This window comes from Yunchengibacter salinarum (genome assembly GCF_037658235.1).
Classification (GTDB): domain Bacteria; phylum Pseudomonadota; class Alphaproteobacteria; order Sphingomonadales; family Kordiimonadaceae; genus Yunchengibacter; species Yunchengibacter salinarum.
Window position 1 is genome coordinate 210,649 of the sequence record NZ_JBBJLN010000001.1, and the last position, 26,374, is coordinate 237,022.

At 65.7% G+C, this 26,374-nt stretch carries 25 protein-coding genes and 1 tRNA gene; 15 read left to right on the plus strand and 11 right to left on the minus strand.

Features of this window, described 5'->3' with window-relative positions:
- Window positions 1–34 precede the first annotated feature (34 nt).
- Both cmk and aroA read right to left on the minus strand, forming a co-directional pair.
- Window positions 35–679, minus strand: coding sequence for a (d)CMP kinase (cmk, locus tag WGH93_RS01045; RefSeq protein WP_374762985.1), 645 nt, complete (start codon window positions 677–679; stop codon window positions 35–37).
- Window positions 680–910: 231 nt separating this feature from the next.
- On the minus strand, window positions 911–2,245 hold the full coding sequence (aroA, locus tag WGH93_RS01050; protein ID WP_374763214.1) for a 3-phosphoshikimate 1-carboxyvinyltransferase: 1,335 nt from the start codon (window positions 2,243–2,245) through the stop codon (window positions 911–913).
- Between the two features lie 186 nt (window positions 2,246–2,431).
- On the opposite strand from aroA, the gene WGH93_RS01055 reads away from it, so the two are divergent.
- The 4 genes from WGH93_RS01055 to WGH93_RS01070 all read left to right on the plus strand — a co-directional run bounded on the left by WGH93_RS01055 (window position 2,432) and on the right by WGH93_RS01070 (window position 6,760).
- Entirely contained in the window at window positions 2,432–2,746 is a 315-nt protein-coding gene (locus WGH93_RS01055) for a TIGR02300 family protein (RefSeq protein ID WP_374762986.1), read from the plus strand.
- A gap of 157 nt (window positions 2,747–2,903) precedes the next feature.
- A tRNA-Ala gene (locus WGH93_RS01060) sits at window positions 2,904–2,979 on the plus strand.
- A gap of 490 nt (window positions 2,980–3,469) precedes the next feature.
- A complete protein-coding gene (locus WGH93_RS01065) occupies window positions 3,470–4,696 on the plus strand; it encodes an ATP-grasp domain-containing protein (RefSeq protein WP_374762987.1) in 1,227 nt (408 codons plus the stop codon).
- A 42-nt stretch (window positions 4,697–4,738) separates the two neighbouring features.
- Window positions 4,739–6,760, plus strand: a complete 2,022-nt coding sequence (locus tag WGH93_RS01070) for a hypothetical protein (RefSeq protein ID WP_374762988.1) — start codon at window positions 4,739–4,741, stop codon at window positions 6,758–6,760.
- A 36-nt stretch (window positions 6,761–6,796) separates the two neighbouring features.
- Here WGH93_RS01070 and WGH93_RS01075 read toward each other — a convergent pair whose 3' ends face one another.
- On the minus strand, window positions 6,797–7,813 hold the full coding sequence (locus WGH93_RS01075) for a tetratricopeptide repeat protein (protein ID WP_374762989.1): 1,017 nt from the start codon (window positions 7,811–7,813) through the stop codon (window positions 6,797–6,799).
- 106 nt (window positions 7,814–7,919) lie between these two features.
- Between WGH93_RS01075 and WGH93_RS01080 the strand changes: the two genes are divergently transcribed.
- A complete protein-coding gene (locus tag WGH93_RS01080) occupies window positions 7,920–8,315 on the plus strand; it encodes an Hsp20 family protein (RefSeq protein ID WP_374762990.1) in 396 nt (131 codons plus the stop codon).
- Between the two features lie 13 nt (window positions 8,316–8,328).
- Entirely contained in the window at window positions 8,329–8,772 is a 444-nt protein-coding gene (locus WGH93_RS01085; protein ID WP_374762991.1) for a secondary thiamine-phosphate synthase enzyme YjbQ, read from the plus strand.
- Window positions 8,773–9,152: 380 nt separating this feature from the next.
- Here WGH93_RS01085 and WGH93_RS01090 read toward each other — a convergent pair whose 3' ends face one another.
- A complete protein-coding gene (locus WGH93_RS01090) occupies window positions 9,153–10,136 on the minus strand; it encodes a DUF481 domain-containing protein (RefSeq protein ID WP_374762992.1) in 984 nt (327 codons plus the stop codon).
- Window positions 10,137–10,315: 179 nt separating this feature from the next.
- Here WGH93_RS01090 and WGH93_RS01095 point away from each other — a divergent pair, with 179 nt between their 5' ends.
- A complete protein-coding gene (locus tag WGH93_RS01095) occupies window positions 10,316–11,305 on the plus strand; it encodes an NAD-dependent epimerase/dehydratase family protein (protein ID WP_374762993.1) in 990 nt (329 codons plus the stop codon).
- A 6-nt stretch (window positions 11,306–11,311) separates the two neighbouring features.
- Here WGH93_RS01095 and WGH93_RS01100 read toward each other — a convergent pair whose 3' ends face one another.
- From WGH93_RS01100 to WGH93_RS01115, 4 genes are all read right to left on the minus strand, one after another.
- Window positions 11,312–12,550, minus strand: a complete 1,239-nt coding sequence (locus WGH93_RS01100; protein WP_374762994.1) for an MFS transporter — start codon at window positions 12,548–12,550, stop codon at window positions 11,312–11,314.
- A 114-nt stretch (window positions 12,551–12,664) separates the two neighbouring features.
- Window positions 12,665–12,856, minus strand: a complete 192-nt coding sequence (locus WGH93_RS01105; RefSeq protein WP_374762995.1) for a DUF1674 domain-containing protein — start codon at window positions 12,854–12,856, stop codon at window positions 12,665–12,667.
- Between the two features lie 143 nt (window positions 12,857–12,999).
- The gene (locus WGH93_RS01110; RefSeq protein ID WP_374762996.1) at window positions 13,000–13,899 is read right to left on the minus strand and encodes a CPBP family intramembrane glutamic endopeptidase; all 900 of its coding nucleotides are present in this window, start codon (window positions 13,897–13,899) and stop codon (window positions 13,000–13,002) included.
- Between the two features lie 153 nt (window positions 13,900–14,052).
- Complete coding sequence (locus WGH93_RS01115; protein WP_374762997.1) at window positions 14,053–15,054, minus strand: adenosine kinase; 1,002 nt, start codon at window positions 15,052–15,054, stop codon at window positions 14,053–14,055.
- A gap of 133 nt (window positions 15,055–15,187) precedes the next feature.
- On the opposite strand from WGH93_RS01115, the gene WGH93_RS01120 reads away from it, so the two are divergent.
- From WGH93_RS01120 to WGH93_RS01135, 4 genes are read left to right on the plus strand one after another with little or no spacing between them, the layout of a single operon-like run.
- A complete protein-coding gene (locus WGH93_RS01120; RefSeq protein WP_374762998.1) occupies window positions 15,188–15,883 on the plus strand; it encodes an EI24 domain-containing protein in 696 nt (231 codons plus the stop codon).
- Window positions 15,880–16,452: a hypothetical protein gene (locus WGH93_RS01125; RefSeq protein ID WP_374762999.1), complete on the plus strand. Its 573-nt coding sequence runs from the start codon at window positions 15,880–15,882 to the stop codon at window positions 16,450–16,452. The genes WGH93_RS01120 and WGH93_RS01125 overlap by 4 nt, the downstream gene beginning before the upstream one ends.
- Window positions 16,433–16,666 carry a DUF6460 domain-containing protein gene (locus WGH93_RS01130; protein ID WP_374763000.1) on the plus strand — a complete coding sequence of 78 codons (234 nt, stop codon included), beginning with the start codon at window positions 16,433–16,435 and terminating at the stop codon, window positions 16,664–16,666. The genes WGH93_RS01125 and WGH93_RS01130 overlap by 20 nt, the downstream gene beginning before the upstream one ends.
- 17 nt (window positions 16,667–16,683) lie before the next feature.
- Window positions 16,684–17,325 carry a DUF938 domain-containing protein gene (locus WGH93_RS01135; protein ID WP_374763001.1) on the plus strand — a complete coding sequence of 214 codons (642 nt, stop codon included), beginning with the start codon at window positions 16,684–16,686 and terminating at the stop codon, window positions 17,323–17,325.
- 70 nt (window positions 17,326–17,395) lie between these two features.
- Here the strand turns inward: WGH93_RS01135 and olsB are convergent, their stop codons facing one another.
- The 3 genes from olsB to WGH93_RS01150 all read right to left on the minus strand — a co-directional run bounded on the left by olsB (window position 17,396) and on the right by WGH93_RS01150 (window position 20,527).
- On the minus strand, window positions 17,396–18,292 hold the full coding sequence (olsB, locus tag WGH93_RS01140; RefSeq protein WP_374763002.1) for a l-ornithine N(alpha)-acyltransferase: 897 nt from the start codon (window positions 18,290–18,292) through the stop codon (window positions 17,396–17,398).
- A gap of 121 nt (window positions 18,293–18,413) precedes the next feature.
- Complete coding sequence (locus WGH93_RS01145) at window positions 18,414–19,754, minus strand: AmpG family muropeptide MFS transporter (RefSeq protein ID WP_374763003.1); 1,341 nt, start codon at window positions 19,752–19,754, stop codon at window positions 18,414–18,416.
- Window positions 19,751–20,527, minus strand: a complete 777-nt coding sequence (locus WGH93_RS01150; RefSeq protein ID WP_374763004.1) for a hypothetical protein — start codon at window positions 20,525–20,527, stop codon at window positions 19,751–19,753. The genes WGH93_RS01145 and WGH93_RS01150 overlap by 4 nt, the downstream gene beginning before the upstream one ends.
- 145 nt (window positions 20,528–20,672) lie before the next feature.
- On the opposite strand from WGH93_RS01150, the gene WGH93_RS01155 reads away from it, so the two are divergent.
- From WGH93_RS01155 to purH, 4 genes are all read left to right on the plus strand, one after another.
- Entirely contained in the window at window positions 20,673–22,040 is a 1,368-nt protein-coding gene (locus tag WGH93_RS01155) for an RsmB/NOP family class I SAM-dependent RNA methyltransferase (protein ID WP_374763005.1), read from the plus strand.
- A gap of 102 nt (window positions 22,041–22,142) precedes the next feature.
- On the plus strand, window positions 22,143–22,811 hold the full coding sequence (gene rpe / locus WGH93_RS01160) for a ribulose-phosphate 3-epimerase (protein ID WP_374763006.1): 669 nt from the start codon (window positions 22,143–22,145) through the stop codon (window positions 22,809–22,811).
- Window positions 22,812–22,868: 57 nt separating this feature from the next.
- Window positions 22,869–24,695: a heparinase II/III family protein gene (locus tag WGH93_RS01165; RefSeq protein WP_374763007.1), complete on the plus strand. Its 1,827-nt coding sequence runs from the start codon at window positions 22,869–22,871 to the stop codon at window positions 24,693–24,695.
- 45 nt (window positions 24,696–24,740) lie between these two features.
- Entirely contained in the window at window positions 24,741–26,345 is a 1,605-nt protein-coding gene (purH, locus tag WGH93_RS01170; protein WP_374763008.1) for a bifunctional phosphoribosylaminoimidazolecarboxamide formyltransferase/IMP cyclohydrolase, read from the plus strand.
- The last annotated feature ends 29 nt before the right edge of the window (window positions 26,346–26,374 follow it).

Genomic DNA, 26,374 nt, shown 5'->3' on the forward strand with positions numbered 1-26,374 from the left:
CAGGCTGTTGGAACTGCATCCGGCGCGGCCCCGTTCAGGGGGCCTTGGCCAGAACATGGCGGACCTCCGCCGCAGCTCTGTCAAACACCGCGTCTATATCCAAATCCGTGGTATCAAGCAAGAGCGCATCTTCCGCCGGGCGCAACGGGTTGGTGGCGCGATCGCTGTCACGGGCATCGCGGCGGCGGATATCAGCCAGCACCCGGTCATAGGCCGCCGGGTCCGAGCGATCCGACAGTTCCTGCGTGCGCCGACGGGCCCGTTCCTCCGCGCTGGCGGTGACAAACAGCTTCACATCCGCATCCGGGCACACATTGGTGCCGATATCCCGGCCATCCAGCACGGCCCCGGCGCACCCGCCCGGCGGACGGGCGGCAAAATCACGCTGGAAATCCAGCAGCGCCTGGCGCACGGCAGGCACGGCAGCCACCTGGCTGGCCGCTTTCCCCGCGCCTTCCGCGCGCAGGGCCGGATCATCCAGCAGGGTGCGGTCCAGCGCGCGCGCCGCCGCTTCGGCGGCCACCGGATCGGCCGGATCACCGCCCGCGCGCAGCACCTGAAGGCCCACCGCCCGGTAAAGCGAGCCGGTATCCAGATAAGCCAGATTGAAAAAGCGGGCCAGTCGCCGCGCCAGCGTGCCCTTGCCGCTGGCGGCGGGCCCGTCGATAGCAATGATCATAGAACGCCCCCCGAAAACCGGCGGGCGCAACAGCCCCCGCCGAACAACTCACCATGCCGCGCGACCATAGCCGCGAGAAAGGCGCCCTGTCATCCCTGGGATCCTGTCATCCTTGAGATACGGCCCGCCTCCAGCCTGGTCACCATTGGCGGGCATGGACGGGTCCGACTGAACCGATTCGGCGTCCGCGGCGTCGGTCGGACGCCCACAAAACCGGGTACGGCACCCCGCTCAGGACAGGTCCGCGCCCAGCCCGGTCATCAGCCCTTCAAAATCGGGGAAGCTGGTGCGAATCGGCGTGGCGTCGTCAATGGTGATGCCCTTTTGGCTGCGCTGGCCCAGCACCGCGAACGCCATGGCGATGCGGTGGTCCATCTGTGCCTGAATGGTCCAGTCCCCCGGCACGGGGCCGTCGCACCCTTCGATGGTCAGGCTATCGCGGCCTTCTTCCACCTTCACACCCACCGCCTTCAGGCCATCGGCCATGGCGGCCAGCCGGTCGGATTCCTTGACCCGCAATTCGCCAAGGCCGGTGAAATGGCTGGTGCCGCGAGCCACGGCGGCGGCGGCGAACAGCACGGGAAATTCATCGATCAGGGTGCTTGGGTCCACCGGCAGGTCGCCGATCCCTTCAAGGGCGGCATGGCGCACCCGGATGTCGGCCACCGTTTCGCCGCCCAGCGTGCGCTGGCCATCAAGGGTGATGTCCGCCCCCATGGCCTTCAGCGCATGAACAATGCCATCCCGCAGCGGATTAAGGCCCACATTGGCGATCACGATGTCCGAGCCCGGCAGAATACTGGCGGCCACCATGGGAAAGGCCGCGCTGGATATGTCGCCCGGTACCGCCATGTGCAGCGGCGCCAGCGGCGTGGCACCCGGCCCGGCCATGCCGGCAAGCCGGATGACGCGGCCCCCGGTGCCGTCCGATTCGCTGACAAGCCGCGCGCCCATGGCGCTCAGCATCCGTTCCGTGTGATCGCGGGTGGCCACATTTTCCCGCACCACCGTTTCCCCCATGGCGTTGAGCCCGGCCAGCAGCACGGCGGACTTCACCTGGGCGCTGGCCATGGGCGGGGTCACATCAAGCGGCGCGGGGGTGGCCGTGCCTTCCACCATCAGGGGCAGCAGATTGCCGTCCCGCGCGGTAATGCGGGCACCGGTGCCGGACAGAGGCACGATCACCCGGTCCATCGGTCGCTTTCTGAGCGACGCATCCCCGGTGATCACCGCCTGCACCGGGTGGCTGGCCAGCAGCCCCATGATCAGACGGGTGGAGGTGCCGGAATTGCCCATGTCCAGCACATCTTCGGGGGTGACGAGCCCCCCGACCCCCACCCCGGCAATGCGCCATGTGCCATCATCGCCCCGCCGCACATCGGCACCCAGCGCCCGCATGGCATTGGCGGTGGCCATCACGTCCTCACCCTCCAGCAGGCCGGTGATGCGGCTTTCGCCCACCGCCAGCGAAGACAGCATGACCGCGCGGTGGGAAATGGACTTGTCACCGGGAATCCGGGCGGTGCCCTTCAAACCGGCACTATTTGATGACAGCGGGCGGGACATTAAGCTGGACACGGCACATCCTGTTCATGGTCATGATTGCTGATGAAATTCCGGGCCGATCGGGCGTCAGCACCCGCTGACCCGGCAAATGCTTTGACAGGATGCGCGCATCATGGCAAGTGAGCGGCCAAACTTTTCCGCATTGGCCGCCAAGGCGGCACAACCGAACCAGTCAGGAGAGGCATCGTGGCGAAACCGGAATGGGGAACCAAGCGTACCTGCCCCAAATGCAGCCTACGCTTTTACGATCTGCAAAAGGATGACCCGGTCACCTGCATTGAATGCGGTAATGAATGGAAGCCGGAACCCGTGCTGAAATCCAAGCAGCCGGTCATGGTCAAGGAAGCGGCGCCGGAAAAACCCAAGGCGGAACCGGTCGCGGCGGAAAACAATGACGACCTGGAAACGGACAACGAAGACGTGCTCAGCCTGGATGACGCGGACGACAAGGATGTCACCGGCATTGTGGACAATTCACTGTCCGAGAAAACCAGCGGGTAAGGCGGCCACCGCCCGCGTCACATTCAGGGTGGGTGCGGGCTAAGCCCCTGATCAGGCTTGATAAATTTTCTGAAAAATCTGCTTGCCCCATGCCGGGGGCTGGCTTATAGTCCGCCCCGCTCGCCTAGGCGGGCCCATACCTCCACTCATCTTTCGGGGGGCCGTAGCTCAGTTGGGAGAGCGCTACAATGGCATTGTAGAGGTCAGGGGTTCGATTCCCCTCGGCTCCACCATTTCCTTGAAAAGATGGTCGCCTCGGATTCAATAAGGTGTTTTGGGGCTCCACCATTTCCTTGAAAAGATGGTCGCCTCGGATTCAATAAGGTGTTTTGGGGCTCCACCATTTCCCTAATAAGACAATCACCTTGATTCTGGATACGATCTTGCGGTTTTTTCGCGGCGGTGTCTTCTTCAGGGTGGCTTAGCGGCATTGGCGCAAACCAACGCCCTGACGGGTCCATTGTCGCCCGTCGGCATGGGCGAACCGGTGGCAGCCCTTGACTCGCGCGCTCCGCGACCCAACACTCAAAGGGTGAACGGCGCGCAATCACATTGCAGACATTCAGGCGCGCCATCCGATTATGGCCGGGCGAAAATCGACGCCAACACACGACCGCACCGGTGCGCCCGACGACGTTATGTACCCGGACAATCTGCCACGCCCGCGCCACCCCGGTCTGATGACCGGCGCTTGAGCGCGCGGCCCATTATGGAGGACGTATTATGAGCGAGAAGGATCCGAACAAAGGCTATGTGGCCCTGCTGGGCTGGGCACTGGGTGCGATCGACGCAGCGGAACAGTTCGACCGGCGCTATGTGGTGGTCGCGCCGGGCTGGGCCCGCCCCTATGCGGAGGAGCACGACATTCCCTTTGTGGAATGGAACTTCGAACGGCTCAATGATCGTTCCATGGAAATCGCCGAAACGCTGAAGGATATGGGCGTGGACGTGGCCATTCCGCTTTTCGAGGAAATGGTGGAATGGGGCGGTGCCATCAACGCCGTGCTGCAATCCAACCCGCGGCTGCACGGGCAGGCCATTCTGTTCCGCGACAAGGCGCTGATGAAACGCCGGGCGCAACTGGGCGGCATTCGGGTCGGCATTTTCGAGGAAGCCCACGACCGCGCCGATGTGATCCGCTTTCTGAAACGGGTGAACCAGACTTTGCTGAAGCTGGACGGGGACCCCAACGACCCGATCCACCTGAAAGCGTTCGACAAGGCCGGGTGCCTGGGCCACCGCGTGATCCGCACACCCGACGAGGTGGACACCATCCCTGATGACGAATTCCCCATCCTGATGGAAAGCCATCTGGACGGCTGGGAATTCGCCGTGGAAGCCTGGGTTCATAATGGCAAGGTACGCTTCCTGAACATCAGCGAATATGTCACCCTGGGATATTCGGTCTTCGTGCCCGCCTCGCCCGAACTGGAAGCCTGGCGCCCCCGCGTGGAGGAAGAAGTACAAAAGCTGATCAACACCTTCGAGATCGAGAACGGCTTCATTCACCCGGAATATTTCGTCACCAGCGACGGCACCATGTATTTCGGCGAAGTGGCTTTCCGGCCGCCCGGCTTCAAGGTGTTCGAACTGCTGGAGCGGGCCTATGGCTTCAACGCCTATCAGGGCGTGATCCTGTGCTTCGACCCCAAAACCACGGAGGAAGAAATCAAGGCCTTCTTCCCCAGGGAGGTGGTGGACGCGCACGGCTTTGCCGGCTGTTTCGGGGTGTATCCGCGTCAAAGGGTCGTCAGCCAACTGGACATGCCGAAGGAAACCGAGGACCATCCCTATTTCGAAAACCACGAACTGAGCGAGCCGCTGGAAGCCAAGGTCACCAAGCGCAGCGCCTTCGGCACGCATTGGGGTCTGCTTTATTTCTTCGGCGACGATGCGGGAACCATGCGGGACCTGCTGAAAGCCCAGGAAGAGCTGGACTTCTACAAATAATCAGCCGTCGGCCATGCCATGGCTGGACAAACCGGAGACCATATGTCGGATCAATCGACCAAAGACCAGGTGAGCGCGCCAAATCCGGGGGACACCCCATCGGAAAACGGCACCGACCCCGATCTGGACCGTCTTGCCCGGCTGCTGGATAACGGCCTGGACAAACTGGCCAGAACAAGCCGGTTCGCCAAGGCACAGGCCCGCCAGGCGGTTCTTGACGTGGCCTGCCGCCTGATGGCCCGCCCTGGCGGCGTGGCACGGGCCTATGAGCGCGCGCACCGGTTCGACGAGATCGGCCTGTTCACGGGCACCGACTGGGAAACACCGGAAATCCTTCAGCCCACCCTGGCTTCGGGCACGCTGGAAAACAGCGACCGCGCCACGGCAACGCTGGAACTGTTGAGCGAACTGCGCCTGCTGGCCATGACCGAAGACAAGGTGCCCAATCCCCGCCTGTCGGACGAACAGGTGCAGCATTTCCTGGCTCAGGTGCTGGCCCTGAACCTGAACCGCCTGTTCGACGGCGCCTCTGAGGCGGATCGCGTCGCGGGAGCCCAGGCGCAGGCCAGCCGCAACCTGTTGCAGTTTCTGGCCGATCGTATCGGGTACGGCGAAATCTTCGACAAGCTGATCGCGGAAGTGGAGCGCATTCTGGCCCAGCGCCCCATCGTGGTCACCAATGTGGCCCTGATGGTCACGCGCATTTCCGCCTGCCTGATGGACGAATCGCTCAATCTGGGTGGCGGCGGGCGCGGCGCCGACCGGCTGGCCAGCGCCCTGTTCGGCCCCACCGCCCTGTCACGGGAAGACCCCGGCCTGGTGGCCTATCATGAACGGCTGGACCAACTGGATGCCTCCGCCCTGATGCAGGAAGCCCGCGCCTTTGGCCGAGCCATTCACGATACCGGGCTGGTTTCCGCCTATCATGCGGTATTTCTGCGCCACAGCACGCTGAACAACCCGGAACTGCTGTCGGCGGCCCTTGGTCTTAGCAGCACAGGGCAGGAAGCGCTCAACTGCTATCCCGATCTGGTCACCGCCCTGATCAATCAGGCCATCACGCCGGAAACGGCCCAGGCCATTTACGGCCTCGCACTGACACTGGAACGCGGCGTGCTGTTCAACCCGGCTGTGGCTCCGGCCCTGTGGCGGCAGATGCGCCTGACCATGGCGCCCGTGGTGAAAGACCGCCTGTTCGCGGCCTTTGGCGCCACTCAGCGGGCGGAAACCGTTCTGCTGGCCGGTGTGCTGAGCGTGCTGGGCCAGCCGCTGGGCGTAGGTCAGGGGAACAATCCCACCTGCCAATCCGCCCGCGCGATCTCCATGTGGGCGGAAACCGCGCCGGACTATCTGCTGCATCTGGTATCCCGCGCCGGGCGGGATAATGAAGTGGTCATGGTGTTCGAGGGGCAGCAACTGGCATCAAGCGCGCTGGTCGTGGGCATGGCCGTCACACCGCCAATGGATGTGGACCCGGTCTCGACGCTGCTGGTCCCCCATCTGGACCGCATCTATATGGAAATGGGCCGATTGTGCGCCGATCGCGGCGGCGATCCCCACGCCTGGATCAACCGGGAAATGCATGGCTGGTGGGTGGGCCAGCAAACCGCGCTGGCGGTGGACCCGGCCAGCGGGGCGCTGGTGGATCACGGCCTTTTCCTGCGCCGCTTTTATGCATTTTATCATCCGCTTTACAATGGCAACCAGCCGGTAATCCACCCCCAGCCCGCGGGCATTGCCGTCACCGACAGCCGGGGCCGTTTCATCGGCTGGCACGCCATCAGCATTTTGCGCATCGGCCCGGACCCGGACGGGGAAACCCGCGTTTATTTCTTCAACCCCAATAATGATAGCGGCCAAGACTGGAGCCAGGACGTGGTGGTCTCCACCGCCGGGCGGGGGGAGCGCTTCGGCGAAGCCTCCCTGCCCATCGACCAGTTCGCCAGTCGGCTTTATCTGTTCCATTATGACAGTTTCGAGGGCGGCGACCCCGGCGCGGTGCCGGAAAGCGAGATCACACCCATTATGGAGCTGGCCAATACCAGTTGGGCGGCGGGGCGCTGACATCCAGGACGGCCCCGGAAAACGCCCGCTATCGGGTTATTTCGGCGGGCGGGCGAAACAGTCCTGACCCGCCTTTTTCAGGGCCACACAGCGGGTCACGGCTTCCTGCATGTCCGCCATGGGCCCGAACACCAGGCGCCATTTGCCTTCCCGGCTGCCGGCGGGGCGCACCGTGCTTGCCAGATCGCCCACCAGTTTCCGGTGCTTGCCGAGAATCAGCCCGCGCAGCTTTTCCGCCCGCTCTTTCTCAAGGGCGAACCCCACCTCAAGGTGCCACACATCATCCCATGACTCCGGCGCGCGGCGCTGCACATTGCCTGCCGCCGCCGGGCGCATGGAGCCAAGGAGCAGGTCTATACCCAGCGGCTCACTGGGGAACCCCACATCCTCCAGCCGTGCCGCATAGGCTTCCCCCGCCGCGCGGGCCTGATCCGACAGATCCTTGCGCATCAGCACATGGGCCTGATGGGCGGGGCCGAAATCCGCCTGGGCCGCGCGCCAGACCAGGCCGTAGCCGCGGATCGGGTCCTGCGGTAAAAGGCTTTCCCCGTTCCAGTACAGCATCCCCAGCATGTAATGGGCTTCCGCATTACCCATCAGGGCGCGTTCCTGCCAGAGCGCCAGCGCCTCCTGCCGGGCCGACTTCGTTGCGATATCGAAATAAAGCATATTGGCGAGCGACAGCGCGGCCCGGCCATGCCCCAGCCGGGAGGCCAGGCGATAATACATCACCGCCACGGCGGGCGCGGGCTCACGCTCCACACCCAGGCGGTAAATCTCGCCCAGGTGAAAATAGGCGGCCCCTTCGCCCGACTCCCCCAAACGCTTGAGCGAGACCAGGCCCGCCTTCACCTTGCCGGCACGTATCTGGGCGATCGCCTCCGCCACCGGCCCTTCGGGCGCGGCGGAGTCCGTGGATGGGCGACCATCCCCCTGTTCCTCCACCGCGACAGGCGCGCCGACGCGGTTTGGTGCCTCGCCGCTCTGGGCGTGCCCATCAGGCGCGACAAAACCGGGCAAGGCGGCGAACAGAACAATGATGAAACCCCGCATGGAGCAGGTCCTTCCCGCGCAAAAGCTTGAGACGTTCGCACCAATCTAGCATAAAGGGCCGGGCCGCCAACAGGGCGGCACCGCGACAGGCAAAGGCGGGGCGCCCATGTTCGATCACAAGCTGCTTCTGGGGTTCGATGCGCTGGACGATCTGTTCGAGCAGATCAGCCGATCCGGCGGCGACGGCTATCCCCCCTATAATATCGAACAGCATGGACCCGATGACCTGCGTATTTCCATCGCCGTGGCCGGGTTCAGCCGGGATGAACTGGACATCATCGAAGAGCCCAATCAGCTCTGGGTGCGCGGGCGACAGGAGGAGGCCGACGGGGATGACCGCACCTATCTTCACCGGGGAATAGCCGCACGGCAGTTTCAGCGGCGTTTCCTGTTGTCCGATGGCATCGAAGTTACCGGCGCGCGGCTGGAAAACGGCCTACTGCACATCGACCTGAACCGGCCACAACCCGCCGCCGCGGCGCGCCGTATTCCGATCGGTTAAGGGCCACCCCCGCATGACCCCGATAACGCACCAGAGCCAGTATTGCCTGACCATCGAGACACCGGGGCGCACCACCGGGCCGGGCATGGTGGACATCACCGGCCATGTGGTGCGGCAGGTGACGGAAAGCGGCATCCGCACCGGCATCGCGCATCTGTTTATCGGCCATACCAGCGCATCGCTCACCATTCAGGAAAATGCCGATCCCGATGTGCAAGCGGACCTGGCCGACAGTCTGGCGAGACTGGCCCCGGAAGACGGAAACTACCGCCATACCGCCGAGGGGCCGGACGACATGCCCGCCCATATCAAGGCCGCCCTGACCGATGTGAGCCTGTCCATTCCGGTGACGGATGGCCGACTGGGCCTGGGCACATGGCAGGGCATCTATGTGCTGGAACACCGCGCCCGCCCCCACAGGCGCCACATCACCCTGCACCTCACCGGCGCCCCCTGACACCAGACAGCACACCCACACCGACGCCGCCTCTACCGCCATCCCGCACACGCGGACCCATCCGACGGCCACGACCGTGGCCCGCCGCAAGTGCGGCGCCCCCGCGGAGCGCGTGCGCAGCACGCTTGCGTGAGCGAAAAGGAGCCCCGCCGCCAATGCGGCGCCCGCGCGGAGCGCACGCGCCAGCGTGCCTGCGTGAGCGAAAACAAACAGCTCCCACCCGCACCGACTCCGCCTCTACCGCCATCCCGCACACGCGGGATGAGCGGAGGGCGCGACCGCGCCCCGCCGCGAGTGCGGCGCCCATTTGGAGCGGGGTGCGCAGCACCCAAGCGTGAAATCAAACAAAACCGGGCCGCCCAGGCGGCCCGGCGATCACATCAAAAATCATAAACGATATTGGCGCGGGTGATGGTATCCCAGTTGGCCGTGTCGGGCGGGGGGTTGCTGTCGAAGCTGGCCTCGAAGCCGAACCGGGCGGACAGCGCGCTGTTAATCCGGGTGGACACCCCGGCCACGGTTTCCAGGGTCGTGGACTGGCCGCCCACGATCAGCGAAATCCGGTCGTCCAGCTTGATATCGTCATTGATCTGCAATTCATAAGACCCGGCCAGGCGGCCCAGAAATTCCGTGCGGGTGAAAGCGGGTTCGGTCTCGCTCGCCTCGATCCGGTTGAACCGCACACCCGGCCCCACTTCAACTCTCAGCGTCTGACGATCCGAATCAAGCAGCTTGTACCCAAGGCCCAGATTTTCAATCACCCGGTAATCGAAACCGGTCTGCCGGTCCACGTCGATTTCGGTGTAATTGACGATGAAGCCCCGCTCGATGGCGTTATAGAGCAACTCATAGTCCAGATTATAGCGTTCCTGCGTGGTCACGCCCTGACGCCGGGCAAAATCCACATCCAGATTGAGTGCGTGTTCCCACACATCGTTGAAGGTGCGGTCAAAGGACAGGCCCACATTGAACGCCGTTTCGGACGTGTTGCCGGACGAGGAACTGATCCCGCCCTGAATGGTGCCGTCCCACAGGGCCGGGTCCACATAATACATGAAGCCCCGTGCACGCTGCGCCCGCTCTGCGGCGGCGGCGGTGGCGCGGGCTTCGGCCAGGTCGCTTTTCTGGGTATCCTGCAACCAGTCGCGCCTGATGCCTTCCGCCAGTGTCAGCAGCGCCTGGCGCTGATCCGGCCAGGATTCCAGCGCCGTGGTCAGAATGGTCTGAAAGCGGGTTTCGTCGCCCTTGTCCGCCGTGGTCTGAAGCAGGGCGGCAATGCCATCAGGCACGCCCGCCGCACGGCCATGCGGGGCAACCAGCAGAAGAAACACCAGAAAGATGGTGGCAAGAGGCAAGCGAATCATGGGGTCTTTTCCTTCAGGTTTGCGCGTGGACATAGCGAAGTTAACGGCAAAACACAATGGCAGCAGGCGGCGGTGGAACATCCCGCCGCACGCAGACAAGGGGCCGCTTGACCGCCCGGCGCCCACGGGGCACCGTGCGATCAGGCTGACATCATGCTGCAACAGGGGGAGACGCGCTCATGCGCCGCGCCGCACTGACCGGGGCCACGGGCTTCATAGGTCGCCACTTGAGCGAACTGCTGCTGGCTGACGGTTGGCATGTGACCGCGCTGGTGCGCGACCCGGCGAAGGCGGAAACCCTGCTGGACCCGCGCATTCACTGCCACAAGGCGGACCTGACCGCCCCGGAACAGCTTCAGGCCGGGCTCAGGGGCGGGGTGGACGCCGTGTTCCACACCGCCGCCGACACCAGCACATGGTCACGGGAAGCCGACCGCCAGCGTGCCGTCAATGTCACGGGCACCGGCCATCTGATCCAGGCCCATCAGGACGCGGACGCCGGGCGCATGGTGCATGTGTCCTCAATCGCGGCCTTCGGGCTGCATCGCGGTATCATCAACGAGGACACGCCCCAGAAAGGCGCCCGCAGCGCGGTTTCCTATGTGGCCACCAAAGCGGAATCCGAAAAGCTGGTGCGAAAAGCCTGCGCGCGAGGCCTGGATGGGGTGATCGTCAATCCCACCCATATTGTGGGCCGCTATGACACCAATAACTGGGCCCGCCTGATCACCATGGTCCATGATGGCAGCCTGCCCGCCATCCCGCCCGGCGGCGGCAATTTCGCCCATGGCCGCTCGGTGGCGAAGGCCATGGTGACGGCGATCGACAAGGCCCCCACCGGCGCCCGCTATATTCTGGGCGGCCCCTATGCCAGCTTCCGGGAATTCATCGATCAGGCGGCGGAGCTTATGGACGTGCCCGTCACCGCCCCGGCGCCGCCCGCCTTTGTCGTCAAGGCGATGGCATATCTGGCCGAGTGGCAAGGGCGGGTAACAGGAAAACGCCCTCGCCTGACCCCGGAGGAGGCTTATTTCGCATGTGAAACCATATCCGCATCCAGTGACAAGGCGGCAAGGGAGCTTGGGTATGAAACACCAAGCCTGAAAGACATGATCGGCGAAAGCGTGGACTGGCTGCGCCGGGAAGGCCATCTGCCCGACCGCCCGTAAAGCGCGTTAGCGGGCGCGGCCAATGCCCCGTCCGCGCACCACGGGCAGCACCAGCGGCACCGCCACCAGCCCATGCAGCACGCCCAGCCACAGCAAATCCACGAACCCCACGCCGGCATCCAGCGCCAGGCCGATCAGAAGCGGTGACATGGCGCTGGCCAGCACGCCGACGGAATTGAACAGGGCCTTGATGGACCCCAGATGCCGGGTGCCATAGAGTTCCGGCCAGATCGCATTGGATATGGGAATGGTCATGCCCCCGGCAATGCCCACCAGCGCCAGAAAAGCGGTTACACCCGCCACGCTGGCGGCCTCGATCCCCACCAGCAGCGCCAGCGCCAGAAGCGGCGGGAACAGCCAGATCAATCGACGGCCACCGAACCGGTCCACCAGCGCACCGCACAGAAAGGGCACCACCGCGGCGCCCAGCGCATGGGTCCAGTACAGGGCGGTGAAAACCTGCATGGTCAGCCCCTTGGCGCTGGCATAGGATTCGGCAAAGAAGAATACCGCCGTCACCCAGAACGGCATGGCCACCAAAGCGGGCATTATCAGATAGAAACGGGGATCGCGCAGCACATCGCGCCGGGTCCATTGACGGGGGCGGAGGGTGGTGGTGTCACGATCCGCCGCCGCCTGCCTGTGGGCCCAGTCCGTGTGTCGCCTGTCATGGCCCCTGAGCAGCCAGAACACCAGCAGCGGCCCGATCACCAGAAACCCCAGTGCCAGCACGGTCCAGCTCTGGCGCCAACTCAGGCTCATCATCAGCCAGACCGCCAGGGGCGGCATCACCGCCTGGCCCAGCGGCAGCCCCAGCGACGCCACCGCCACCGCCATGCCGCGCGCCTTGCTGAAATAGCGGCTCATGCTGGTCATGGCGGTGTGCATCATCATGCCCTGCCCCATCAGGCGCACCACCAGCAGCAACAGCAGCAGGCCGGGCAGGCTGTCCGTGGCCGACAGCAACAGCGCCGCGCCGCCCAGCACCGCCACTTCCACCAGCGTATAGGCCCGCAGCGAATAGCGGTCGATCAGATGACCCAGCAGATTGATGCCAAGCGCGCTGCCCAGCGTGACAGCAAGATAAAGCAACCCGAAGCCGCCATCACTGAGACCGAATTCCTCCCGGATCGGCGCGCGATAAACACCCAGGAAATAGGTCTGGCCCAGCGTGGAAAACGCCGCCGTCGCCAGGCCGAAGCCGAGCAGCCGCCTGTTTTGCAGAAGTTCCTGTGATCCGGTCATACATGGCCTTTACAAAGCGTAAGGGGCGGGCGCAAGCATCAGGGCCGGGATCGCGGCGCAACGAACCCGGCGGCGGAGGCGGTCCATCAGGGGCCGATAACGCGGGGGACGGGATCAGAAATCGCTGGCGATGCCGTTCTTTTCCCAATCGCCATAACGGGTTGGCTCCGGCCCCGCCTGACCGCCGATTTCCCGACTTTGACGGGTGCCATCCGTCTTGCCGTCATTCGCTTGTGCGGGACCTGGCCGTTCTTCGGGGGCGGGGCTGCCCTGCCCGGTCGGTGTTTTCGGGGTGTGATCGCTCATCGGGTCTCTCCCTGTATTGTCTGGCCCTGTATTGTCTGGCCCTGTATTGTCTGGCCCTGTGCTGTCTGGCGGGCTGTCGTGGAATCATGGTGCGCAGATTATAAGGCTGGCAGACCCGCATGGATCAATCGGCGGGCGTGGAATCAGCCCGCATTGACCGGCACCCGCCGCGCCGAAAGCGGCTGGTCCAGATGGCGGCGATGCATCCACCGCCACGCCAGCAGCCCCGCCGCCAGCGTCAGGGCGGGCAGGATCAGCCCGAATTCACCCTCATACAGACGGGTGCTGTCATAGGCGACGGTCATGGGTGACAGCAACCAGAATACCGCCACATTGTGCACCCCGCGAAGCGCGGCACCCGGCCATATGCTGTTGCTGGCCAGACGAAACGCCGCCAGAAGCAGGCTCTGCCCCACCATGAGAAGGGTGAAAAAACCCATTTGCAGGCCCAGGTCCCGCGGGCCCGCGCCATAATCGGTGTAATAGATGAGCGGCGCGTGCCACAAGGCCACACCCAGCCCGATCAGCACCGCCGCCACGCCGCCGTTCAACCGTTTCTGAAGCAGGGGCTGAAGAAAACCGCGAAAACCGATTTCCTCCCCGATGGTGGTGGTGGCGTGCCAGAAAAAGCCGATGCTGAGCTGCACCAGCACCACAAAGCCCAGCTTGGCCCAGATCGGCCAGCTTTCCCCCATGCCGAGATAGCGTGTCATCTTGGTCAGATAGGCGTCATCCACCACGCCGCCCAGCCCCAGTGACCAGACCAGCCCATAGGCCAGCACCGGCAGCGCCAGCCCAAGCCCATAGGCTTTCAGCACAAGACCCGCCCCCGGCCAGCGCCAGCCAAGGTCCGAAAAGGACAGGCCGAGCAGCTTCACCGTGGCCAGCGCCGCCAGCCCCGGCGCCCACATCAGCAGCGCCAGATAGTTTCGGATCAGGCCCAATTCTATCAACAGGGTATAGGCAAGGGCACTGAGCACCCCCAGCACCAGCAGAAACACGCCCAGCGGCGCAAGATCGGTGGTCCCTTTCCGCACAGCCATCGCGCACCCGTTTGTTGCCATTCCCGAGGCGGGGAGTTTAAGCCCAATTGGCGGCGCCGCCAATGGCGGAAACACGCGGCTCAACCAAAGTTGGCGCGCCCGCCACGGCCCGCCCGTGCCCCGGCGCGGCCACCCCCCGAAGCCAGAGGCGCTTCAGCCGGGCAGGTGCAGGCCGAGCCGGTCCACCGTCAGTTGCCGGAGATCGTTTTCCGGGCGCGCGCCCAGATAGGAGATCACGTCCGCCGCCGCCATGCTGGCCAGTCGCCCGCCCTGTTCCAGTGTCAGCCCCGCCGCCAGCGCATACAGCAGCCCGGCGGCATAAAGGTCGCCCGCGCCGGTGCTGTCCGCCACATCCGTCGGCAGGGCGGGCACGGTGATGCCTTCATCCCCGTGCAGGATGATGGACCCCTTTTCCGAACGGGTCACGGCCACCAGATCCACGCACCGGCGCACCTGTTCCTTGGCCTCTTCCAGATTTTGCGTTTCATACAGGGACAGCAGTTCATCCTCATTGGCGAACAATATGTCCACCCGGCCTTCCACCAGGGCCCGGAATTCGGCCCGGAACCGATCCACGCAGAAACTGTCCGACAGGGTAAGCGCCACCTGAACGCCGTTTTCGCGGGCGATGTCCATGGCCCGTGTCACGGCCTCCTTCTGGGGCGGCGTATCCCACAGATAGCCTTCCACATACAGAATGCCCGCCTGTTTGATGGCGTCCGCGTCCACGTCGTCCACGGTCAGTCCCACGCAGGCACCCAGATAGGTATTCATGGTACGCTGGGCATCTGGGGTTACCAGAACCATGCTGGTGGCGGTGGCAGGGCCATCGGAGGCCGCCGGGGTCTCGAAAGCCACGCCCGCGGCGCGAATATCATGGCTGAATACGCGACCAAGCTGGTCATCGCGCACCTTGCCGATATAGCGTGCCGCGCCGCCGAACGCCGCGATCCCCACCGCCGTATTGGCCGCCGAGCCGCCGGAACGCTCAATGGCGGGCGGCATGGCATCATAGAGCGCGGCGGAGGTGGCCTCATCCACCAGCATCATGGACCCCTTGATCCGCTCATGGCGGTCAAGAAAGGCATCATCCACGCGGGCGATCACATCCACGATGGCATTGCCCATGCAAAGAACGGTCTTGGTATCGGACACGGCGTCGGCTCCCTGTTGCGCTTTTTTGGCAGCCTAGCGGGGAAAAGTGCGATTGCAAGGACAGTGAGGGGACGATAACAATGGTTCCCATGACAACACAGCCCCCTGTTCCCGCCATCCGGCAGGCCGCCCCATGATCATCACCGCGCTCAACCGCACCTGGTCGCAGTTGCTGGACCCCACCTTTCGCCGCGTTCTGGCGCTGAGCCTGGCGGTGGCGGCGCTCACCTTCGCCGGGGTGGTGGTGCTGGCCGACCTGTTCTGGCCCGCCAGCCTGACGATGGAGGCGGACTGGCTGCCCCAATGGGTGGCCGATCTGGGTTTTTGGGCCGTGGTGGCCGTGGCCGCCTGGTTCCTGTTTCCCGCCATGGTCACGCTGGTGATGGGCTTCATGCTGGAACGGGTGGCCGATGCGGTGGAAGCCCGCTATTACCCCAACCGGCAGGGCGCGCGAGACCCCGGCTGGATTGATCCGGCCATCAGCGCGCTGAAGCTTCTGGGCCTGGTGCTGCTGCTGAACCTGCTGGCGCTGATCCCCTATGTGATACTGCTGGCGCTCACCGGCGGGGTGGGCACGCTGGCGCTCTATCTGGTGCTGAACGGCATCCTGCTGGGCCGGGAATATTTCGAGCTTGTCACGCTTCGCCACATGCGGGAGCGGGACATGGTGGCCCTGCGCCGCCGGGGCCGGGACCGCGTATTCATGGGCGGCGTGGTGATCGCGGGCCTGTTCCTGATCCCTGTGGTCAATCTGGTGGCGCCCATCATCGCCACCGCCGTCATGACCCATCTGGTCCATGACCTGTTCCACCGGGAGGCTGGCCGATGACCGCCCTTTTGTTCCGTGTCTCCCTGTTTCGCGCACCTTCCGCTTTGCGCGCCTTTCGGCCCCTGGCGGCGGCGCTTGTGCTGGCGGCCTGTGGCGGCAATCTGCCCTTTGGCGACAACGCGCCGGAAAAGGCGCCACCCCCCGCCGAGGCCACCGAAACCGCCAAGGCCGATATCGCGCCCACCGCCGAGGTTCCCAAGGCACCGCGCAGGATCAGCCCGCAATTGCTGCACGGCCTGACCCCGGCGGAGGCGGTCGGCGCCTTTGGTCAACCGGACCTGACGCGCCGGGACGACACGGTGCAGATCATGTTGTTCGATCATGGCCAGTGCGTGCTGGAACTGGTGTTCTACGAACCCGAACCCGGCGCCCATTTTCGCGCCCGGCGCCTGACCGCGCGGGACAGCCGGGGCCGCCCCTATGACACGGGCCGCTGCATCCGGCAAAGCCTGACCGGGCCACTGCCCGAACGGATTCTGGAAACCGAAACGGACACGGCGTCCGATGACCCGGCGGGCACCGCGCCCCCGGCCACGAAGGAGGGCCCCGATGACACGGGTGGATCTTAAAACCGTGCTGAAACTGGCGCTGCTCAGCCTGATCGTGGGGGCCATTCTCTATGCGCTGGGGCTGTCGCCGGGCGACATTTATGGCTGGGCAGCCAATGTTCTGGCGGATATCTGGCATTGGCTGGTGACCAGCGGCCTGCAATACATGGCTCTGGGCGCCGCCATCGTGGTGCCGATTTTCCTGATCCTGCGGCTGAAAAAAGGCATCCGCTAAGCGAGGGAGGCGCCATCATGGCCCAATTTTTCGACCCCGACCACAGTGACGACGGGCGCCGCCACGCCCCGGCGGTGGCGCGCAACACCGCACCCCTGATCGAAACGCTCACCCCCCTGCTGCCCGCGCGCGGCATGGTGCTGGAGGTGGCATCCGGCACCGGCGAACATGCGGCGGCCTTCGCCCGCGCCTTTCCCCACCTGACCTTTCAACCCAGCGACCGGGACGATGAACACCTGGGCAGCATCCGCGCCTGGGTGAACCATGCGAATGCTGCCAATCTGCGCCCGCCCCTGACGCTGGACGTAACCGCAAGCCCCTGGCCGCTCGATGAATCACCGGCGGCGATCCTGGCCATCAATCTGATGCATATCAGCCCCTGGGCGGTGACACAGGCCCTGTTCGCAGAGGCGGGCCGCCTGTTGAGCGAAGGGGCGGCACTGATCAGCTATGGGCCGTACAAGATCGACGGCAAACATACATCCGACAGCAATGAAAAGTTCGACGAATCGTTGAAATCACGCGATTCTTCATGGGGCATCCGGGATCTGGACACGCTCAGGGAAGAGGCCGCGAAGCACGGCCTGCGCCTGGCCGGTCGCCATGCCATGCCCGCCAATAATTTCACACTGGATTTCCGCAAGGGCGCCGCCGCCTGAAGCCGCCGCACACGGCACCCGGCAGACGTGACGGCATGAGCCCGGCATGAGCCCGGCATGAGCCGCGCTGTCAGCCGCCTGCTTCGGCGGCCTTTCCATCCGTGTCATTGGCGCCTTCGCCCACGTCATAGTGGCGGGAATAACGCCGGGCAATCTTTTCCACGGGCAGCAGGATGAAAACATCCGTGGTGCCGAACTGCTCGTCCACCACGGCGCCGTCACCGATAAGGCAGCCAATTCGCAGATAGCCCTTGATCAGGGGCGGCAGGGCGCGCCGCGCGGCCCGGTTATCCAGGGAATCGGCGGGCACCGCATCCATCGCCACGAACTGATCATCCAGCGCGCGAATGGAAAATTCCGCAGGCACATGATGATTGTGATAAAGATAGGCCAGCGCTTCCTGAATGCTGTCCGGGTCGGTGGTGGGGAAGCTGGCGCAGCCGAACATATAGGCGATATTGTGTTCCTTGAGATATTCGGCAATGCCCTTCCACAGCATCTGAATGGTGCTGTTGCCCCGATAATCGGGATGCACACAGGACCGCCCCAGTTCCAGCAATTGCCGCCCGTCCCCCTTGAGCGCCTGAAATTCCGGGCTCTCAAAACCGGACAGGTCATATTCACCCGCGCTGTAGAAGCCGTCATGGGCTTTGGCCACCTCTTCGCGCAGCAGGCGATAGGTGCCCACAATGCGCTTGCCGCGCGGCCTGTCATGGTCGATCACCAGAAGATGGTCGCATATGGGATCATAGGGATCGATGTCCCGCCGCGTCATGCGGGCCTTCCAGTCTGGCCGGGCGTTCATTTCCTCGTAGAAGATCCGGTAGCGCAGCTTTTGCGCCGCCTTGATTTCCTTGAAGGAGCGGGCAAGGCGCACTTCCAGACTGCCCTGACGCACATAGGATGGCGCGCCGGCCATGGCTTGCGCCGCGGCAACGCGCGGACGGATACGGGCATATGGCTTCATCACGCTCCCCCAAGTGCAGTGTCACTGATCTGGGTGTCTATCGTGGACGGACACCGCCGTCCAGTGACAGTCCCGTGACGATAACAGCCTGTTAGGTGCAGCGCCCGCTTGCAAGGGCTTTCTATTGTGCACCGCCCGCATTGCTCCCGGCTTTCGGGGTCTCGCCCACCACGCCGCGCCGCCACATCACGCCCAGCAGAACCAGCCCCGGCACCGCCGCCAGCGTGGCCAGCACGAAGAACATCACCCAGCCCGTGCCCGCCGCCAGTTCGCCGGAAAAGGCCCCCACCAGCGCCCGCGCCTGACTGGCCAGCGACGACAGCAGCGCATATTGCGTGGCGGTGAAGCTGAGATTGCACAGGCCGGACAGATAGGCCACCGTCACCGTGGTGCCCAGCCCGGTGGAGAAGTTCTCCGCCCCGATGGTGACCGCCAGCGCCACCACGTCCGCACCCTGCTGTGACAGCCAGGCGAACACCAGATTGGTCAGCATCATCAGCACACCCGACAGCAGCAGTGCCCGGAACGTGCCAAGCCGCCAGTAAACCCAGCTTCCCAGCGCGATTCCGGTCCACAAGGCGATGGTTCCCACCAGCTTGTTGGCATTGGCGATCTCGGCATCGGTGAAATTCAGCTCCACCAGCAGCGGCGCGGTCATGATGGCGGTGATGGCATCCCCCATCTTGAAGAAAAAGATGAAGGCCAGGATCAGCAGCCAATTGTCGCGCCGGGTGAATTCCTTGAACGGCAGCGCCACCGCTTCATACAGAAAGGCCAGCACACGGCGCCCGCGGGTCATCCCGGCGACCCGGTTCATTTCCCGCCGGGCGAAGCGTTCCGGCGGGTGGTTCGGCTCCCCGATCAACAGGGCCGCCACCAGCGCCGGGGCCAGCAACAATACCTGAAGCGCGATCGCGGCGGACCAGCCGATCACCTCCGCCAGCATCAGCACGCCATAGCCCACGATCAGATTGCCCGCCCGATATCCGAAGGTGGTCATGGCCGCGCCGAAACCCTGCTGGCGCGTATCCAGCAATTCGATACGATAGGCGTCTATGACAATATCCTGACTGGCGGACAGAAAGCCCACCGCCAGCACCAGCGCGGCGATGGCGCCGATATCGTCCGCCGGATTCAGGCCGGAAAGCGCGAAAAGCGCCAGCGCCATCAACGCCTGGATCAGCAGCAGCCAGCTTCGCCGGTGCCCCATCCAGCGGCCCAGCCGCCCCAAAGGCAGCCGGTCGATCAGCGGCGACCACAGGAACTTCCACGCATAGGGCATGGTGGCCAGGGCGAACAGGCCCACCGTTTCCTTAGATACCCCGAAGCGGGACAGCCAGAACCCGGTGATGGAAATAACAAAGGTCAGCGGGAACCCGCTGGACATGCCGAAAAAGAAGGTGGCCAGCACCCTGGGTTCCAGATAGTTGGCAAGCCCGGTGCGGGTGGTCTCACCGCTCACGCCGTCCCCCCGGTGATGGTGGCAGGGTCCACCACGACCCAAAGCCCCTCGGCCAGCGCCAGAAGCCGCCCGTCACCGCCCACCAGCGCCGTGCCGCAGCGCCGCTTGCGGCCCGATCCGCTGAGCGGCCAGCCTAGCGCCATCAGGCCGTCTTCCGCACCGGGCCGTTCCAGAATACGCACGCTGAAACGGGCCAGAAGCGCCGCTTCCCCGGCGGCACAGGCGAAATAGCCGGGGCAGTCCAGCGCCGCCCACAGATATTCCGGCGCCACCCGGTGGCCATTGTCCAGAAGGTCCGGGCTGACCGTCCAGGGGGCTGCCACAAGGCCGTCGTCCCGCCCCGCCACCGGGCTGGGATGCAGGCAGAGCCCATCGCCCGGCGTGCGCGCCGACCCACAGACGAAACAGCCGTCAAAAGGCGCAAAGGCGGCGCCGGGCGGCGGCAGCGGGGTTTCCCGGTCCAGCCGCGGGGGCCATTGCAACGCGGGCAGGGTCACATCCGGCAGGCCCGGTTCCGCCACCGCCAGCAGCCGATCCGCCATCGGGTCATGCAGGGTGGCCCGGTCGGCGCCCGTGCTCAGCCGCAATGGGCGATCCAGCGGCGGCGGCGCCTTCAGGCTCACCGTGCCGCCCAGCCCCGTCTGCTGGCCGTCCCCCTGATTCCCGCCATGGCCCTTTTCCAGCCCGGCGGCCACACAGCCGCTGGCATAGCCGCCATTGGCGCTGTTCGGCGGGCCGTTGAAGCGGCGCGCGAGAATGATGTCACGGTCCATGGCATGTCCCCCCAATGCGGTGGCGCCCCGACTTTCGCGGCATGGGCCGGGCAGTGGGCGATCTCGTGGGCGCAGCCTATGGCCTTGACTCTGCGCCGTCCAGTGGGTGCTTGCGCGCGGGCCGAAAAGCCCGTAAAGCGGCCCCATGACCGCCAATCAGGACAGACAGCCCAAAAGGCCCGCAAAAACGCGCTCCGGCGCGCCCGCCGACCCGGCGCGCAGCGCCGCGCTGGCCACCCATATGGCCGTAATCAGCCGACGCCAGGTGCTGGAAACCGCCCTGCCGGAGCATTTCGACCACCACGGCCTGACCGGGCGCGACCGGGCTTTTGCCGCCACGCTGGTCTATACCGCGCTACGGCGCCATGGCAGCCTGTCGGCGCTGCTGGCAAGCCTGATGGACAAACCCCTGAAACCGGCACGGGCGGCGGTGCAAAGCGCCCTGCTGCTCGGCCTAACGCAAATTCTGCTGCTGCGCACCCAGGATCATGGCGCGGTGGACGGCACGGTGCGGCTGGTCAAGGCGCGCGGCAAGGGGGATAGCGCCCTGGCCGGGCTGGTGAACGCCATATTGCGCCGGGCCATACGGGAACGGGCCGATCTGGTTGAAAGGCTGGACATTGACCCGCTGGCCGACCTGCCCGCCTGGTTGAAGGATGACTGGGCCAGCACACTGGGGAGCGATGCGTGCCGTGCCGTGGCGCGCACCCTGCGCACCGAACCGCCGGTGGATCTCAGCCTGCGCGACCCGGCGGGCACCGGCACATGGGCCGCCACGCTGGGCGGCACGCCGCTGCCCACGGGGGCGGTTCGGCTGACCCGCGCGGGCGACGTGACCGCGCTTCCCGGCTACCGCGAAGGCCAGTGGTGGGTGCAGGACATGGCCGCCAGCCTGCCGGTGCGCCTGCTGGGCGCCATAGGGGGCAGCCATGTGCTGGACCTGTGCGCCGCGCCCGGCGGCAAGACCCTGCAACTGGCCGCGGCGGGCGCCCGTGTCACGGCGGTGGACCGGTCGGAAAAGCGGCTGGCCCGGCTGCACGCCAATCTGGCCCGCACGGGCCTGACCGCCCGTGTGGCGGTGGCCGACGCGCTGGAATACACGCCGCCGGAGCCGGTGGACCATATCCTGCTGGATGCGCCATGCAGCGCCACGGGCACGCTTCGGCGCAACCCGGATACGCCCTGGGTCAAGGGGCCGGACGACGTGACCAGACTGGCCGCCCTTCAGGCGAAACTGCTGGACCGGGCCTTTGCCCTGCTGCCACCTGGCGGCGTGTTGGTTTATTGCGTCTGCTCCCTGCAAAGCCGGGAGGGGCCGGATCAGGTGGCCGCCTTTCTGGACCGCACCCCGCAGGCCCGGCGCCAGGCCCTGCCGAAAGAAAATCTGGGGCCGCTGGCGGAGGCGGTCACCGAAACGGGCGACATCCGCACCCATCCGGGCCTGATGGCCGATGCGGGCGGCATGGACGGCTTTTACATGGCCCGCCTGATTCGCCCGCTGGCGGCGGGATAAGCCCGCCGCGCCCGCACAAGGCACCCATACCGCCGAGAAGGCCACCTGAGTGACCGCCCAAGAGACTTGGCAAAGAAAGGGCAAGCTGCTAGGCAAACGGCCATGACTCGCACCGTCAAAATCGCTCCGTCCATCCTGTCCGCCGATTTCGCCCGGCTGGGGGAGGAAGTGCGCGCCGTGGACGCGGCAGGCGCCGACTATATCCATGTGGACGTGATGGACGGCCATTTCGTGCCCAATATCACCATCGGCCCGGATGTGGTGAAGGCGCTCAGGCCCCATAGCGACAAGCCGTTTGACGTGCATCTGATGATCCAGCCCGCGGACCCCTATCTGCAAGCCTTCGCCGACGCGGGCGCGGACATCATCACCGTTCATGCGGAAGCGGGCCCGCACCTGCACCGCAGCCTTCAGACCATCCGGGGGCTGGGCAAGCGGGCCGGGGTTTCGCTGAACCCGGCCACCCCCGCCCATGTGCTGGACTATGTTTATGAAGATGTGGACCTGATCCTGCTGATGTCGGTCAATCCCGGCTTTGGCGGTCAGTCCTTCATCCACAGCCAGCTTCGCAAGATCGAGGCGGTGCGGGAACGAATCGCCATGCTGGGTCTGTCCATCGACCTGGAAGTGGATGGCGGCATCAATGGGGATACGGCCCCCCGCGTGATCGCCGCCGGTGCCGACGTGCTGGTGGCCGGCAGCGCCACCTTTCGGGGCGGGGCTGACCGATATCGCGCCAATATGGACAAGCTCCGCGCCGCCGGGCCGTAGCCGGGCCGGGCGCGGAACCGGGCCGGACACGGGCGCGCACGCGCAAAGGGAACGCCTGTGAGCGCTGGAATTGAAAGCATCACCGCCACATTGACCGACAGCCGCGCCGGTGCCGCGCGCACGGCCCATGTGCGCGATTTCGGCCCCGGCCTCGCAGCGCGCCTGTGGGCCGCCGGGCCACGGGCGTTCTGGCGGCGACTGGCCCGCTGGGGCTATGGGCGGCCCGGCTATGACTGGCGGCTGAAAGGGCGCCATCCGGTTCAGCTTCTGGCCAGCCCCGATGACCCGGTAACCGGCAATGCCACACGCGGCTCGGCACTGGCGGGCGGTGACATGATGGTGCTGGGCCGCAGCCTGCCGGTGGACGATTCCTTCTGGGACACGCTGCGCCATGAAAGCGACCCGGTGCGCCGGGAAGTGGAAAGCTTCAACTGGCTGGCGGACCTGGCGGCCCATGGCGGCGATCAGGCCCGCCACACCGCCGAACGGCTGACCGATCAGTGGATCGACCGTCACGAGCGCTGGTCGCGGACAAGCTGGGACCCCAGCCTGATCGCCCCGCGCCTGATCAACTGGATCGTCCATGCGCCGCTGGTGCTGTCATCCAGCAATCTGGTCTATCGCTCCCGCGTGCTGCTGCTGGCGGCCAAGCAGGCCCGCCACCTGATGCGCACGGCAGCCCTGCCCGCGCCGGGCATGGCGCAACTGGAAACCCATGCCGCCCTTGTCATTGCCGGGGTGCTGCTGCCCTGGGGGGAACGCTGGTACCAGCGCGGCCTGAAGGGCCTGCGCAAAGTGCTGGATCGCTTTGTCCTGCCCGATGGATGCCCGATCAGCCGCAATGGCGCCGACGCGATCCGGGCCATGCGCCTGCTGATTCTGGTGCGGGATGCCCATTTGGCCCGCGCCCGGCGCGGCGATGCGCCGGAACTGCCCGCCATCGTCCAGATCATGCTGGATCGGCTGGCCCCTTTCGTGCGGGCCATGCGCCACCCCGATGGCCGCTTTGCCCAGATGAACGGGCTCACCGCCCGCCAGCCCGGCGCGGATGCCATTCTGCGCGCGGGGGAAAGCACCGGCAAACCGGTGGAAAACGCCCCCCATGGCGGCTATCAGCGGCTCTCGGCGGGCGACGCGCTGGTCATCATGGATACCGGCGCACCCCCGCCCGCGCCCCATGGCCAGCATGTTCATGCCGCCACCGGCGCCTTTGAAGCCACGCTGGGCGGCCAGCGGCTGATCACATCGCTGGGCCATGCCACCCCGGCCCAGGCCGAGGCCGCGGGAATGCCCGATCTGGCGGTGCTGGGCCGCACCACCGCCGCCCACAGCGTGCTGGTACTGGGGGACCGTAACCAGACCATCGTGCCCGAAACGCCCGATGTACCACTGGGTGACGGCGTGCGCCGGGTGGCGGTCACCCGTCGCCGGGACGATCAGGCGGTGCAGATTTCCCTGACCCATGACGGCTATCGGCGGCGGCTGGGCGTGGATGTGATCCGCGAACTGGCGCTGTCCGCCGACGGATCGGCAATGGAAGGCGAGGACCGGCTTCAGGTCATGGCCGCCCGCAAACTGGAAAAGGCCGGTGTGGATGCCGCCGTGATCCGCTTTTTCCTGGCCCCCGGCATTACCGCGTCCCTGGCGCCGGACGGGCGCGTCTTTCTGGAGCCGCGCCGCACGGCGGAAACGGATCAGGACGGCCCCACCGCCTGGGTCTTTACCGCAAGCGGCGGCACGATCGCCCTGGAAGATGGCCTGAGCCTGGAAGATCCCTGGCACCCGGCGCCCACACAGATGATCACCGTCACCCTGCCCGTGACCCCGACCGACCCGGAGGCGCCCATCGCCTGCTTCTGGCGGCTGCGCCAAAGTCACTGGTAAGACACACCCCGTTCAACACCAAAACCACCCCGGACAGGAGCCCCCATGAGCCAGACTGTGAGCGACCCTTCCACCATCCAGCCCGTGAAAACCGCCCTGCTGTCCGTTTCCGACAAAACGGGGCTGGACCGTTTCGGCGCCGATCTGACCGATGCCGGTGTGCGGCTTGTTTCCACCGGCGGCACGGCGCGCGCGCTCAAGGCGGCGGGCACGGATGTGCGCGATGTGGCCGATGTGACCGGCTTTCCCGAAATGATGGACGGGCGCGTGAAAACCCTGCATCCGCACATTCATGGCGGTCTGCTGGCCCGGCGCGATCTGGACCAGCACACCGCCGCCATGGCCGAGCATGGCATTGAGGGCATCGATCTGGTGGTGATCACGCTCTACCCCTTCGAGGAAACCCGTGCACGCGGGGCGGATTTCGATGAAAGCGTGGAAAACATCGATATTGGCGGCCCGGCCATGATCCGCTCGGCGGCCAAGAACCACGCCTTTGTCACCGCCATCACCGACCCGGCGGATTATGAGCCCGTCATGGCGGAAATCCGCGCCCATGGCGGCACCACGCTGGCCACGCGCCAAAGGCTGGCGGCCAAAGCCTTCCGGCGCACGGCGGCCTATGACGCGGCGATTTCCGGCTGGCTGTCCGATGAGGTGGGCGACCCCATGGCAGAGACCATGACCCTGACCGGCAGCAAGGCGCAGGACTGTCGATACGGCGAAAACCCGCACCAGAAAGCGGCCTTTTACACCACCGCCGAGGCGCGCCCCGGCGTGGCCACGGCGCGGCAGGTGCAGGGCAAGGCGCTGTCCTACAACAATCTGAACGATACGGATGCCGCCTTTGAACTGGTGGCGGACCTGCCGCGCAACCGGCCCGCCGTGGCCATCATCAAGCACGCCAATCCCTGCGGCGTGGCGGTGGCGGACAGCGGCCTTGAAGCCTACAGGCGCGCCCTGATGGGCGACCCGGTCAGCGCCTTTGGCGGCATTGTGGCGCTCAATCACCGGCTTGACGGCCCCACGGCGGAGGCCATCGCCGAAATCTTCACCGAAGTGGTGATCGCGCCGGACATAAGCGATGAAGCCGCCGCCATCTTCCGGCGGAAAAAGAATCTGCGCCTGCTGAAAACCGGCGGCCTGCCAGACCCCACAGCGGGCGGCGCGATGGTGAAATCCCTGGCCGGTGGCTTTCTGGTGCAGGACCGGGATACGGGCCGCATCGAACGGGACGAGCTGAAAGTGGTCACCAAACGCCAGCCCGATGAGCAGGAATGGGCGGACATGATGTTCGCCTTCACCGTGGGCAAGCATGTGAAATCCAACGCCATCGTCTATGCCCGCGACGCCATGACGGTGGGCATCGGCGCGGGCCAGATGAACCGCCGCGACTCGTCAAGAATCGCCGCGTTGAGAGCGGGTGAGGCCGCCGAGGCCGCGGGCGAGAGCGCCAGCCTCGCCACCGGGTCCGTGGTGGCGTCGGATGCCTTTTTCCCCTTTGCCGACGGCCTGATCGCGGCGGCCCAGGCGGGGGCGACGGCGGTGATCCAGCCCGGCGGCTCCATCCGCGACCACGAGGTGATCGCGGCGGCCAATGAAGCGGATCTCGCCATGGTCTTCACCGGTATGCGCCATTTCCGCCATTGAAGGCGGCGGGTGAGCGCGCCGTCGTGGCC